We start from the raw sequence: 12,462 nt of genomic DNA on the forward strand, positions 1-12,462 counted from the left end.
GATTTTAATTTATTAAATATTGTTCTAAATCGCTGTTTTTAGAAAGTTCATTTTCAATTGTTTTATCATCAATATTGAGGGAGGTGTTCAATTTTTCAAAATCATTTTTATCTAGTAGATAAGCTAAATCGGAATCTGTAATCGTCGAATTATAAACAATATAATCTTCAACATTGGTATGATTTAAATCAGAATAAGAATTTTTCAAATAGGTGTACATTGGTAATAACATTCCTAGAATAAAAATGGCAGCTACGGCATAAATCCATTTTTTTCTTTTGGTGTATAGTAAAATTACTTTTGGTTCTTTTTCAATGAGTTTAGGTAATACTCTTGATGAAAAATCTTCAAAATAATTTTCAGGAACCTTAAATCCACTATCTATTCTGGGTTTATTTTTTAAATGGAATGTTTTCATAATAATCTTTAGACTTAATTATATAGCTAGGGTTTAATCTTTGACAACAAAGGCTTGTATTTTTTTTACCGCATGAAAATAGGAGGCTTTCAAGCCTCCAACAGTTGTTCCTAAAATTTCTGATATTTCTTCATATTTTAATTCTTGAAAATATTTCATCCTAAAAATTAATTGTTGTTTTTCGGGTAAGGATAAAACTGCCTTTTGTAATTTAATTTGTATTTCATCTCCATCATAATAAATATCTGATTTTAAATTATCAATGGTTTTATATTGAATTGCTTCCGACGAAATACCACTTTTTTTTGCTTTTTGTTTTAAAAAAGTTAGCGCCTCATTAGTTGCAATACTATACATCCATGAGAAAAGCTTGCTTTCTCCCTTAAATTTATTTAAATACTGAAATACTTTAATAAATGTGTTTTGTAAAACATCATCAGCATCATCATGATTCAAAACAATATTTCTAATGTGATTATATAGTGGTTTTTGATACTGTTGCAAGAGTTTTTGAAACGCAAAGTTTTGCGTTTTAGGATTTAATAATTCTAAAATAAAATCTTTTTCTTCTTGCAAAATACGATACTTATCAATTTAGAATTAAATAAATAAAAAAAGTTTAATTGAATTGTTTAATTTTAGTTGGTTGGTATTTCTTCTACGTTATTTGAATTTTATTGAACACTATCTTGAACAGTTTCTGTTACGGTTGTCAATGATTTTGAAATCCCTTTTGGATGTATGGGTATGTAAATTTCGGTAATCCATTTTGATGGACTATTCGTTTTTGATTTATCTATGACAAATACTTCAAAATGAGAATATAGGGTGTTTTTGATATATCGTTTTTCTTTGATAAAATTATTTGCTTTTTCTAAGGCCTTTTCGGTGTGAGTATAATCGCCTGTAAGTGTTGTTTTAACTACAGGATATGAAATTATTTTTCTTGACATAATTTCACTACCCTCTGTAATGAAAATCTCTTGTTTTATAGGTATGCAAATTGAAATTTTAGTATAAGGACTTTCTGTATCATAATTATGATAAATAATGAAAGGTTTTCCTGAAATAATAATTTTATTTTGTTTACAGAATTTAGTGATTTTATTAAATACAATCTCTGCATTTTTTCGAACCTTTGTGAATTCGCTTGTAAAAGTTTGTTCTAAATAAAAACAGGCTGGCTTAATAGTTACTCCATCTAACTTTACACTATAATGGTTTACTTCAAAGTCTAATTTCCGGTCTAAATTTGCTAAGCTTTTTTCAAACATTGAAGTGATTTCGTTCTCAAAAGCACCATTAAATGTAGTTATAATTTTGTTTACAAACCCTAATTTTACCGTTGCTTTCCAGGTTATTTTAGTGCCTTTTAGGGTGTCTTTAAAGTGCATAGTTGCCTCTGATGAATTTCCGTTAAAATTTATTTTTTGAGTTATACTTTCGTTTAACTTATTAATTATGTTTTCTAAATCACCATTGCCTTTATTTCCATCCCATGATAATTGAAATCCCTTTTCGGTTGGCGCGTTTTTATATTGTGTTATAGAGATTAGAGAATCGTCGACTGCCCATGAATTCCATGATTTCCAGTTTTTTGAATCACTAACATAACTAAAAACAGTTGCTCTGGGAGAATTTATTATGCAACTTCTTTCTATAGTAAACTCCCCTTTTTGAGTAGCTGCAAAAATTGTTAAGGCAACTAGACTTAATAATAGCAAAAGAAATAAATACTTTATAATTCTCATTATGTTATTTGTTTTTTTGTAAAGTTAAATATTTTATTTATTCTGTGAACTTAACAATTAAAATTCTATTAGAATGTTTCTTTTTTGCACTTTTTTTGAAATATAACTAACTGAAAATTTGTTATAAATATTTTAAATAAATGTATATTTGTTTAATAAATATTTCGAAAATCTTAAATACACACTTTAATGAAATTACTAAAAATAGCAGGTTTATTTATAGTCATTGGTTTATCTATAAGCACTAATGCACAAAATTCAAAGAATGGGGATGAAAACGTTAAAGAAAAACCTTTTGAATATGTTGTAGAACAATTTGCAGATATAAAAGTCTTACGATATAAAATGCCAGGCTGGGAAAATTTATCATTAAAAGAGCAAAAATTAGTTTATTATTTAACTCAAGCTGGAAGTTCTGGACGTGATATTATTTGGGACCAACATTATAAATATAATCTAAGAATTAGAAAAGCTTTAGAGAATATATATCAAAATTACAAAGGAAATAAAACAACCGATGATTGGAAAAATTTTGAAATATATCTGAAAAGAGTTTGGTTTTCGAATGGTATTCACCATCATTATTCTAACGATAAAATCAAGCCTAGTTTTTCTAGAGCGTATTTTAATCAATTACTTAAAGAAACAAAAACTAATTTGTCAACCGATATTGCAGATGTTCTTTTTAATGATGCCGATGCCAAAAAAGTAAATCTAGATGAATCAAAAGGATTGTTAGAAGGTTCAGCTATTAATTTTTACGATAAAGGAATTTCGGCTAAAGAAGTTGAAGAATTTTATGCTAAAAAATCAAGTCCAGATTCAAATAAGCCATATTCTTTTGGATTAAATTCTAAAATTGTTCGAAATAGTAAAGGTCAATTAGAAGAAAAAGTATGGAAAAGTGGCGGAATGTATGGTGCAGCCATTGATAAAATTATTTATTGGTTGGAAAAAGCAAAAACTGTTGCCGAAAATAAAAGCCAAGCTGATGCATTAGGATTATTGATTAGTTATTATAAAACAGGAAGTCTAAAAACTTGGGACGATTACAATATAGCTTGGTTAAATGCTACAGAGGGGAATATAGATTACATTAATAGTTTTATCGAAGTATATAATGATCCATTAGGAACTAAAGGAGCTTATGAAAGTATTGTACAAATCAAAGATTTTGAGATGTCAGCAAAAATGGAGATAGTGTCTAAAAATGCACAATGGTTTGAAGATAATTCTCCCTTGATACCAGAGCATAAAAAGAAAAATGTGGTTGGTGTATCTTATAAAACTGTCGTTGTAGCAGGTGAATCAGGAGACTCGTCACCTTCAACTCCAGTAGGAGTTAATCTACCCAATGCCGATTGGATTCGTGCTACTCATGGTTCAAAATCTGTTTCATTAGGAAATATAAATGACTCATATATTCATTCTGGCGCAAAAGGAAGATTACAAGAATTTGCTAACGATGAAGAGGAAATAGCTTTAGCCAAAAAATATAGTGATATTGGTGATAAATTGCACACTGCTTTACATGAGGTAATTGGTCATGCATCGGGTCAAATTAAGCCCGGTATAGGTACGCCTAAAGAAACTTTAAAAAACTATGCTTCTACATTAGAAGAAGGTAGAGCCGACTTAGTAGCACTTTATTATTTATACAATCCAAAATTACAAGAATTTGGATTAATTGATGATTGGAAAAAAATGGGTATAGAATCCTATGATAGTTATATTCGAAATGGATTAGTAATGCAGTTAATTCGTTTAGAGTTAGGCTCTGATGTAGAAGAATCACACATGAGAAATCGCCAGTGGATTAGCGCTTGGGTTTTCGAAAAAGGGAAAGCTGAGAATGTAATTGAGAAAATTACTCGTGACGGAAAAACCTATTATAATATTACTGATTATGATAAACTGCATATCTATTTTGGTGAGCTTTTAAGAGAAGTACAACGTATTAAATCTGAAGGAGATTTTAATGCTGGTAAGGCTTTAGTTGAAAATTATGGTGTAAAAGTTGATCGAAAATTACATGCTGAAATATTAGAAAGAAACAAACAATTTGTATCTGCTCCTTATAGTGGTTTTGTTAATCCAGAATTGATACCAAAAGTGAATGAAAAAGGAGATATTGTTTCTTTTAAAATAAAACAACCTAAAACATTTGCTGAACAAATGTTCGATTATTCTAAAAAATTCAGTTTTTTACCATTGGTAAATTAAATATTAATAATTTTTTATTGAAAAGGATGTCTTGATGACATCCTTTTTTGTGATTATGATTTTATCTTTTAAAGAATATCTTAATCATAAAAAGTAGTCCAATAAAGATTATAAAAGCAATTAATATTTTGTAATTTCCTTTGTAAAATAGAGTATGCAATTTTGCGTCTTTTCTATAGGCATAAATCATAGCAATGACAAAAGAAATAAAAAACGCACCTGCAAAAAGTAATTGTCCTTGGCTAAACATAGTTATATTTTTTTTTGCAAATTTATGTATAAGTTTAAGAAAAGTTACTAATTTGCCTATTCATTTAATTAAATAAAATTATGCAAAAACAAATCAACGCAGTGAAGGAATTTCATACTGCTTTTGCTATTGGACATAGTGAATCACCATTAGCAAATTTAGGCGATAACAAGAATATGCTTCGTTATAATTTGATGAAAGAAGAGAATGAAGAATATCTTGAAGCGGTCCAGAATAATGATTTAGTGGAAATAGCTGATGCACTTGGAGATATGATGTATATTCTTTGCGGTACTATTATAGAACATGGATTACAACACCAAATTGAAGAAGTTTTTGATGAAATTCAGCGTTCAAATATGAGTAAATTAGGCGAAGACGGTAATCCAATTTATCGTGAAGATGGTAAGGTAATGAAAGGACCTAATTATTTCAAACCAGATTTCACTAAAATACTTGGTAGAAGATAGTAGGTTTCAGGTAGCAGATAAAAAAGACAGCAAATTGAGATTTCAGGAAAAAAGACGTTTAAAAATGAAATTAATCATTTTTAAACGTCTTTTTTATTATAATTTTTATTTAACTCTGAAATCTGCTCCCGAAAGCTTTCGGGACTGAAATTCTGAAATCTATAACTTAACCGTCCATCCAAAAGTATCATAGGCCAGTTTATGTTGTATTTTAGTTAAGTTTTCTTTAAGTTGGTTTGCAAATGAATTTTTTAATTTTGGTAATTCATAATATATATTTTGATATGAAAATCCTACAATTGGATTCACTACGGCAGCTGTTCCTGCACCAAATATTTCTTTTAAACTTCCATTATTTGCTGCTGCTACAATTTCAGAAACTAAAACGGGACGAACCTCAACGTCGATTCCATCACGTTTAGCCATTTCAATTAAACTTTTTCTAGTAACTCCATCCAAAATTCTTTCACTTGTTGGAGCAGTATATAGTGTATCATTTATTCTAAAAAATACATTCATCGTTCCAGCTTCTTCTAGCATGGTATGCGTAGCATCATCGGTCCAAATTACCTGTTGAAACCCAGCTTTGTTTGCCAAATTGGTTGGGTAAAATTGTCCAGCATAATTTCCGCCTGCTTTTGCGGCACCGATACCGCCATTTGCGGCTCTACTAAAATGTTCTGCTATAAGCACTTTCACTTCTCCTGAATAGTATGACTTTGCAGGAGAAAGAATAATCATAAATTTATAATCATCAGATGGATTTGCAATAACTCCAAAACCAGTAGCAATTAGAAATGGTCTAATGTACATAGTATTTCCTATGCCTTTTTTAATCCAAGCTTCGTCTAATTTAAGCAACTGTTTTAAACCTTCCATGAAAATTTCTTCAGGAACTTCAGGCATTGCCATTCTTACTGCAGAATGGTTAAATCTTTTGTAATTTTCGTCGGGTCTAAATAGCCAAATAGCATCTTGCTCATCTTTATAAGCCTTCATTCCTTCAAAAATAGCTTGTCCATAATGAAAAACTTTCGCTGAAGGATCTAACAAAAATGGAGCGTAAGGTTTTATGACAGGTTTTTGCCATTCTCCATTTATGTAATCACATTCAAATAAATGATCAGTAAAAACAGATCCAAAACTTAAATTATCAAAATCTACTTCATTTATTTTTGAAGTAGTTGCCTTAATTATCTCAATTTTGTTGGTTTGTGTTGCATTCATAATTTTGATTGACTATTTTTAAAATCAGTTTTATTGTATTTTAGTCTTGCAAAATTAAACAAAAAACATAGAAATACTTGCTAAAAAAGCATTAATTACTGCTTTTTACTGCGTTTTGTCTATTCAAAAAAAAAAACTTAAAAAGGAGTAATATTTTTATTGATTATTTAAAAAATACCGTTTTTTGATAGGTAAATGTTTTAGTTTTTAATTAGATTTGAATAATTCTATTAACATTGATTAACAAAAACCACCAATTAATTTTGAAAAGAGAAATTTTAAACACCCACGATGGCTCCACAACCATCCATTTAAAGGAATGGGACGAATGCTATCATTCTAAATTTGGAGCAATTCAAGAAGCAAATCATGTTTTTATAAAAAACGGACTTAATTTATTTCAAAACAAAAAAATTTCAATTTTAGAAATTGGTTTTGGAACAGGATTGAATACTTTTATAACTTTCTTAGAATCATCAAGACATCAATTGTCTATTGATTATGTTGGAGTAGAGGCTTATCCCATTTCGATTGAAGAAGTTCAACTGATGAATTATGTAGAGGAGTTAAAAGCTGAAAATGAAAGATCAGTTTTTGATATGATGCACTCTTGTAAATGGGAAGAAAAACTCAGTTTAAGCCCTAATTTTTTATTTACCAAAAGAAAACAATTATTCGAGGAAATTAAAGATTTTGAAAAGTTTGATTTGATTTATTTTGATGCTTTTGGTTATAGAGTACAACCAGAATTATGGAGTGCAGTTCTATTTAAAATCATGTATAATGCACTTAAATTCAATGGGATTTTAGTTACTTATGCTGCCAGAAGTGTCATAAAAAAGAACATGATGGAAGTTGGTTTTACAGTCGAAAAATTACAAGGTCCTCCTGGAAAACGTGAAATGTTTCGGGCAAGAAAATTATAGATTTTTATTTGGTTAATAAATATGTTAAAACATTATTAAAAATCTAATATTTATTACTAATAAATTATTTATTTTTAAATTATAGTATTATATTTTAATTCAAATTTTATTTATTATGTCAAAAATAATGTATGAATACACTAAATCTATACTTGAAAGAGTTAGTTTTGATATAATACTTTTTCGGAAAGAATTAAATAAAGCCATTAGAACTTTATTACCCTATGAATTAGATTTGTTGAGGGAATGGTTATTAAGTTTTATTAGTGATAAGCCAGAATTAAAAGAATGTCTGTTGATTGTTTGACAAGAAAAGAACCTAAATCAGGTTCTTTTTTATTTTTTCTGTATTGGACTAATAATCTGAATATTATAAAAAGCTATTGCACCTTTTACAACTCCACTAATGGTATTTTTTAAGGCATCAATAATGTGAATTTTTAATTCGCTTTTTGGATAAATCAGACTAACTTCTCTGGCTGGTTTAGGCTCTTTAAATTCTTTTAGTTTTAATTTATCTTTGTCTTTCAAATCTAAAGTGTGTAAATAGGGTAAAAGAGTAATTCCCAAGCCCTCATCGGCTAATTTAATTAAAGTTTCAAAGCTGCCACTTTCAATTTGAAATGAGTTTTTAGAACTTATTTGTTGGTTTTTGCATAAATTTAAAATTCCATCTCGAAAACAATGTCCATCTTGTAATAATAAAATTTCATCTAAATTTAAGTCTGAAACTTCAATTTCATGCTTTTGAGAAATAGAATTACTTGATGGTATATATGCTACAAAAGGCTCATAATAAAGTACAATTTCTTTTATTTTTTCATCTTCAAGAGGTGTTGCAGCTATTGCTGCATCCAAATGACCATTTTTTAAACGAGCAATTATTTCATCGGTATTTAATTCTTCGATTATAAGTTCAACTTTTGGGTATTTTTTTATAAAATTATTTAAAAACATTGGTAAAAGAGTTGGCATAATAGTAGGAATTATTCCTAATCTAAATTCACCTCCTATAAATCCTTTTTGAAACTCTACAATGTCTTTTATTTTGCCAGCTTCACTAACAATATTCTTAGCCTGATTTACAATTTTTTGACCAATTTCAGTCAATTGAATTGGTTTTTTAGTTCTGTCAAATATTAAAATATTGAGCTCTTCTTCAATTTTTTGAATTTGCATACTTAATGTAGGCTGTGTTACAAAACATTTTTCAGCTGCAAGAGTGAAATTTTTATATTCGGCAACTGCCAAAACATATTGTAGTTGAGTAATTGTCATTTGTATAGTAATTTATTATGCAAATATAAAAACAAATCAATTTAATTTATTGTATAAATATTAGTTTTTTGCGATTTAACTTAATCTAGTTAGTTGAAAATTCAAATTTGAAAGTGTAAATTTATTTATTGAATTTGATTTAAAATGATTTTATAACTGTATTTTTATCGCAATAATTAAAAAGGCTATTATTAATTGTTTTCAATTTATAATACTAATAGAATAGACTTAAATGAGTGATTTTTACAAAAAGATTTTAGAAAATAATAAAAAGTGGGTAGAGTCATCGTTAGCCCTAGATCCTAATTATTTTGAAGATTTAGCAATCAAACAAACACCCCCTTTATTATGGATAGGTTGCTCTGATAGTAGAGTGCCAGCAAATGAGATTGTTGGTGCTAAGCCAGGAGAGGTTTTTGTACATAGAAATATTGCAAACATGGTAGTGCATAGTGATATGAATATGCTTAGTGTACTAGATTATGCTGTCAATGTATTGAAAGTAAAACATGTAATAGTATGCGGACATTATGGTTGTGGTGGTGTTCAAGCCGCAATGAATAACCAGTCGATAGGAATTATTGACAACTGGATTCGTCATATAAAAGATGTATATCGTTTGCATCAAAAATATTTAGATGCGATAGAAAATGAAACCGAAAGATTTAATGCTTTTGTAGAAGTAAACGTAAAAGAGCAGGTTTTTGACTTGGCTAAAACTTCAATAGTGCAGTCCGCATGGAAAAACGGACAAGATTTAACACTTCACGGATGGGCTTATGGACTGAATTCTGGTTTTGTAACTGATTTGGGTGTTAATATAAGTTCAGACTATGACTTAGATACGGTATATCAATTAAAATTTTAAATAACATTAATTATTCGTCTAGTTCAAGATTTTCATTAAATGTTGATGGCAACAAAGTAGGAATGAATTTCACCAAAATCGGCAATAATAAACTACCTCCTGGGAGTAAAAAAATGGTTAGTGAAGGTACAGATTTACAGATATCTAATAATTGTTTTTTAACTTTTTTCTTTTCTTTTTCATTCAAATCTCTTCTGGTCGAGTGGGCTAACAATTGCATCAATTCTTTACTTTGAATTATTTCTTTTACTAAACGTTTTTTGTTTCTTGAAATTAATTTTGTTACCGTTTGAGTAGTATGATCATAAAAATGTTTGACGGGATTTGAGTAATTAAAATAAGATATTTTATTTTTATATTTAGAAATAAATTCATCGGTTTTAATAATGCTTTTGCTAACAAAATCATCTGAAACATCAATAAAATTTCCTAATTTATAAAGAAAGTAAGCTTCATTTTTTTCTATAACACCATCACTCCAAAGCGATAATCCTGCCATGTCAATAAAGTAATATTTTTCTAATTCATTATTAAAAAAATCCAATCCTAGTTGTTCAATTCCAAGATTACCTTTATTGAAATTTACTTTTGAAAATTTACTATATCGAACAGAAGTTTCAAAAAGTTTAATCAATAAATCATCATAATTGGTTTTGTTGGACTTAGTATTTAATGCTAAGGAAACGATGTTGATAATTACTTCTTCAATTTTAAGTAAATATTTTCCTGGAATTTCGCCGTTAATTAAATATTGTCGAAAAGCTAAAACATCTATAAAAAGAAGTGCATTGGTTGATATATGTGAAAAACTCTTATTAATGACATCGATATTAGTTTGAACCCGATTATCTATTATTTTTTCTAAACCAATTGATGAATTAGAATTTGGCAAAACTTTTTCAAAAAAAATAAATTTTTGAGGATTCATTTTATTATAAAAATCAATAGTCTTTTTTACAAATGCTATTTGATTATTATCTTTTAAGGTTTTTGAATAAATACTAAATAAATTATTTAATAATGCGACTTTAGATATTTCATTTTCGAGCCAACCATCAATTTGAATAGTAGAATTAGAACTAATTGAAACGATATGACCATATATAAAACCTGTTTCTCTAATATTTTCATAAAAGTCGATAAAATTATCTTCAACAGGAAAAAGCAAAGGTTTTTCAGTTAAAAAAAACTTGTCTATCCATCCGTTAGCTGAAGGGTTTATCATTTACTATTTTAATATTATTATTATTATTTAATAATTGCAGTACAAGCTACTCTTGCGCCAGAATTTCCAGTAGGTTGAGTTACGAAATCATCTGCTCCGGCATGAACAATTAACCCTTTACCAAGTATGTTTTTTGTGTCATCGCCACAACCTATACACCATTCTGTTGTTGTCAATGTTATTGTTCCATTTCCATTTTCATCGGCAGTAAAATTGCCAATATCACCTTTGTGATACTCGTTATCACCCCATTTTCCATGTTTTTTGAAAGTGGGATTCCAGTGTCCTCCTGCCGAGCTTCCATCTGCAGCCGAGCAATCTGATTTTTCATGAATGTGTATCGCATGAATTCCAGGTTTTAAACCTGTAATTTTTGCAACAAATGTAACTACTCCTTTATTTTCTATAAAAGTTGCTTTACCACTTGTGGATGTGTTACTTTTTGATTCAAAAGCAAGGGTAAGCTTTTTAGAATCGTTTGTATTGTTATTGGTTTTGCAACTAATAACAATCGCAACAAATAATACAATTGTAAAAACTATTTTTTTCATGTTCTAAATTTTAATTTATAAAGTTAACTAAAAAATAAGGACTTGGATTAAATTTACTATAAAACTATTTGGTTTTTTCTCCTACAAAATACTGATTTTGAGATTTAAACAAAACGTTAAAAGTGGTTAGACTTCCATAAATTCTTGTGATATATTGTTGTAATTCAATCTTTTCGATTTCCTCTATTTTACTTGAATTTATTTTTTGCTCCATTACACGAACACGGTCACGAACCATAACTATTTTATGAAAAAATGAATCAATAGGGATTTCCTTATTAGCAACTCCAGCTTGACCTGGTTCTAAAATTATTTTCCCCCCTTTCCATTTATCGGCGATTGGAACAATTTCTGAAATGTCGGACCATTTTTTTAAAATCGAAAGTAAACTTTGTTCTACATCATAAAAACTAACAGTATCAACTTCGTTTTCTGCTGCTTCAATCACCTCAAATTCACTGTCTAAATCAATAGTTTCTAATCCATTTTCGATAAAAGTAACCCAATATTCTTTTTGAGAAACATTAGTAATGACACCTTTACCATAATCTGGGTGATTAATTCTTGAACCTATACCTAGTATTTTCATGTTTTATATTTTTTTTACGAAAATAGAAAATTATATGAAATTAAAAAACCGCAACTGATTATGAATTCAGTTGCGGTTTAAAAAAAAATAAAAAACTAAATTTTAAAAACAAAATTCGTTTTCGGCGACTAATTTACTGGTAATTATTTCTCGCAAACCTACTACATTTGGCATGTTAGTGTATTTTGTAAAGCGTCTTAATCCCATTAACATCATGCGTTGTTCATCGCCTACGGCAAACGAAATGATACTTTCTTTTCCTTTTTGAGCAACAATATCTACTGCGTGGTACAAGTACAATTGCGCCATGGCAATTTGTTCTTTTATAGTGTCTTGACCTTTAGATTTGGCTAGTTTTTCGGTACGCAGAATAGCACTTTCTGCCATATATATTTCAATCAAAATATCCGCAGCAGGCATTAATAATTGTTGGTGTGCGTCTAAATCCATTCCGTATTTTTGAACGGCACCACCAGCAACCATAAGGAATGCTTTCTTCAATTTGCCTAAAATTTCTTTTTCTTCGGCAAATAATTCTGAATAATCAGGTGTTTCAAAGGATGGAATTCCCATTAATTCTTCTTGAACTTTAGAAGCTGGACCAAGTAAATCAACATGACCTTTCATGGCTTTTTTAATCAACATTCCCACTGAAAGCATACGATTAATTTCGTTTGTACCTTCAT

At 28.7% G+C, this 12,462-nt stretch carries 14 protein-coding genes and 1 pseudogene; 5 read left to right on the forward strand and 10 right to left on the reverse strand.

Features of this window, described 5'->3' with window-relative positions:
• Positions 1 to 4: 4 nt before the first annotated feature.
• The 3 genes from ACKVOD_RS09195 to ACKVOD_RS09205 form a co-directional block, all read right to left on the reverse strand.
• Positions 5 to 418: a hypothetical protein gene (locus ACKVOD_RS09195; protein ID WP_409209173.1), complete on the reverse strand. Its 414-nt coding sequence runs from the start codon at positions 416 to 418 to the stop codon at positions 5 to 7.
• Between the two features lie 33 nt (positions 419 to 451).
• Positions 452 to 994: an RNA polymerase sigma factor gene (locus ACKVOD_RS09200; protein ID WP_409209174.1), complete on the reverse strand. Its 543-nt coding sequence runs from the start codon at positions 992 to 994 to the stop codon at positions 452 to 454.
• A 98-nt stretch (positions 995 to 1,092) separates the two neighbouring features.
• Positions 1,093 to 2,169, reverse strand: coding sequence for an SRPBCC family protein (locus ACKVOD_RS09205; protein WP_409209175.1), 1,077 nt, complete (start codon positions 2,167 to 2,169; stop codon positions 1,093 to 1,095).
• A 189-nt stretch (positions 2,170 to 2,358) separates the two neighbouring features.
• On the opposite strand from ACKVOD_RS09205, the gene ACKVOD_RS09210 reads away from it, so the two are divergent.
• A complete protein-coding gene (locus tag ACKVOD_RS09210) occupies positions 2,359 to 4,392 on the forward strand; it encodes a dipeptidyl-peptidase 3 family protein (protein WP_409209176.1) in 2,034 nt (677 codons plus the stop codon).
• Between the two features lie 61 nt (positions 4,393 to 4,453).
• Here ACKVOD_RS09210 and ACKVOD_RS09215 read toward each other — a convergent pair whose 3' ends face one another.
• On the reverse strand, positions 4,454 to 4,642 hold the full coding sequence (locus ACKVOD_RS09215) for a hypothetical protein (RefSeq protein ID WP_409209177.1): 189 nt from the start codon (positions 4,640 to 4,642) through the stop codon (positions 4,454 to 4,456).
• An 80-nt stretch (positions 4,643 to 4,722) separates the two neighbouring features.
• Here ACKVOD_RS09215 and ACKVOD_RS09220 point away from each other — a divergent pair, with 80 nt between their 5' ends.
• Positions 4,723 to 5,112 (forward strand): hypothetical protein, encoded by a 390-nt coding sequence (locus tag ACKVOD_RS09220; protein ID WP_409209178.1) that lies wholly within the window; start codon positions 4,723 to 4,725, stop codon positions 5,110 to 5,112.
• A 159-nt stretch (positions 5,113 to 5,271) separates the two neighbouring features.
• Here ACKVOD_RS09220 and ACKVOD_RS09225 read toward each other — a convergent pair whose 3' ends face one another.
• Positions 5,272 to 6,339 (reverse strand): branched-chain amino acid aminotransferase, encoded by a 1,068-nt coding sequence (locus ACKVOD_RS09225; RefSeq protein WP_409209179.1) that lies wholly within the window; start codon positions 6,337 to 6,339, stop codon positions 5,272 to 5,274.
• Positions 6,340 to 6,602: 263 nt separating this feature from the next.
• Here ACKVOD_RS09225 and mnmD point away from each other — a divergent pair, with 263 nt between their 5' ends.
• Together mnmD and ACKVOD_RS09235 are read left to right on the forward strand one after the other, a co-directional pair.
• Positions 6,603 to 7,265, forward strand: a complete 663-nt coding sequence (gene mnmD, locus ACKVOD_RS09230; RefSeq protein ID WP_409209180.1) for a tRNA (5-methylaminomethyl-2-thiouridine)(34)-methyltransferase MnmD — start codon at positions 6,603 to 6,605, stop codon at positions 7,263 to 7,265.
• Between the two features lie 115 nt (positions 7,266 to 7,380).
• Complete coding sequence (locus tag ACKVOD_RS09235; protein WP_409209181.1) at positions 7,381 to 7,572, forward strand: hypothetical protein; 192 nt, start codon at positions 7,381 to 7,383, stop codon at positions 7,570 to 7,572.
• 29 nt (positions 7,573 to 7,601) lie between these two features.
• Here the strand turns inward: ACKVOD_RS09235 and ACKVOD_RS09240 are convergent, their stop codons facing one another.
• Complete coding sequence (locus ACKVOD_RS09240; protein ID WP_409209182.1) at positions 7,602 to 8,543, reverse strand: LysR substrate-binding domain-containing protein; 942 nt, start codon at positions 8,541 to 8,543, stop codon at positions 7,602 to 7,604.
• A gap of 232 nt (positions 8,544 to 8,775) precedes the next feature.
• Here ACKVOD_RS09240 and can point away from each other — a divergent pair, with 232 nt between their 5' ends.
• Entirely contained in the window at positions 8,776 to 9,411 is a 636-nt protein-coding gene (gene can / locus ACKVOD_RS09245; protein ID WP_409209183.1) for a carbonate dehydratase, read from the forward strand.
• Between the two features lie 10 nt (positions 9,412 to 9,421).
• On the opposite strand, the gene ACKVOD_RS09250 is transcribed toward can, so the two are convergent.
• The 4 genes and pseudogenes from ACKVOD_RS09250 to ACKVOD_RS09265 all read right to left on the reverse strand — a co-directional run.
• Positions 9,422 to 10,636 carry an LETM1-related biofilm-associated protein gene (locus ACKVOD_RS09250; RefSeq protein ID WP_409209184.1) on the reverse strand — a complete coding sequence of 405 codons (1,215 nt, stop codon included), beginning with the start codon at positions 10,634 to 10,636 and terminating at the stop codon, positions 9,422 to 9,424.
• Positions 10,637 to 10,659: 23 nt separating this feature from the next.
• Positions 10,660 to 11,187, reverse strand: coding sequence for a superoxide dismutase family protein (locus ACKVOD_RS09255; protein ID WP_409209185.1), 528 nt, complete (start codon positions 11,185 to 11,187; stop codon positions 10,660 to 10,662).
• A 64-nt stretch (positions 11,188 to 11,251) separates the two neighbouring features.
• Positions 11,252 to 11,776 (reverse strand): hypothetical protein, encoded by a 525-nt coding sequence (locus ACKVOD_RS09260; RefSeq protein WP_409209186.1) that lies wholly within the window; start codon positions 11,774 to 11,776, stop codon positions 11,252 to 11,254.
• A gap of 102 nt (positions 11,777 to 11,878) precedes the next feature.
• Positions 11,879 to 12,462, reverse strand: a pseudogene (locus ACKVOD_RS09265) (acyl-CoA dehydrogenase); the annotation flags it as partial.

Origin of the sequence: Flavobacterium sp., assembly GCF_046155325.1 — a bacterium.
Lineage (GTDB): Bacteria > Bacteroidota > Bacteroidia > Flavobacteriales > Flavobacteriaceae > Flavobacterium.

Excerpts from the sequence above, each read along its gene's own strand:
- ACKVOD_RS09215 (WP_409209177.1), bottom strand. The coding sequence starts at position 4,642 with ATGTTTAGCCAAGGACAATTACTTTTTGCAGGTGCGTTTTTTATTTCT.
- ACKVOD_RS09235 (WP_409209181.1), top strand. The coding sequence starts at position 7,381 with ATGTCAAAAATAATGTATGAATACACTAAATCTATACTTGAAAGAGTT.
- ACKVOD_RS09225 (WP_409209179.1), bottom strand. The coding sequence starts at position 6,339 with ATGAATGCAACACAAACCAACAAAATTGAGATAATTAAGGCAACTACT.
- ACKVOD_RS09240 (WP_409209182.1), bottom strand. The coding sequence starts at position 8,543 with ATGACAATTACTCAACTACAATATGTTTTGGCAGTTGCCGAATATAAA.
- ACKVOD_RS09255 (WP_409209185.1), bottom strand. The coding sequence starts at position 11,187 with ATGAAAAAAATAGTTTTTACAATTGTATTATTTGTTGCGATTGTTATT.
- ACKVOD_RS09205 (WP_409209175.1), bottom strand. The coding sequence starts at position 2,169 with ATGAGAATTATAAAGTATTTATTTCTTTTGCTATTATTAAGTCTAGTT.
- ACKVOD_RS09260 (WP_409209186.1), bottom strand. The coding sequence starts at position 11,776 with ATGAAAATACTAGGTATAGGTTCAAGAATTAATCACCCAGATTATGGT.
- can (WP_409209183.1), top strand. The coding sequence starts at position 8,776 with ATGAGTGATTTTTACAAAAAGATTTTAGAAAATAATAAAAAGTGGGTA.
- ACKVOD_RS09220 (WP_409209178.1), top strand. The coding sequence starts at position 4,723 with ATGCAAAAACAAATCAACGCAGTGAAGGAATTTCATACTGCTTTTGCT.
- ACKVOD_RS09210 (WP_409209176.1), top strand. The coding sequence starts at position 2,359 with ATGAAATTACTAAAAATAGCAGGTTTATTTATAGTCATTGGTTTATCT.
- ACKVOD_RS09250 (WP_409209184.1), bottom strand. The coding sequence starts at position 10,636 with ATGATAAACCCTTCAGCTAACGGATGGATAGACAAGTTTTTTTTAACT.
- ACKVOD_RS09195 (WP_409209173.1), bottom strand. The coding sequence starts at position 418 with ATGAAAACATTCCATTTAAAAAATAAACCCAGAATAGATAGTGGATTT.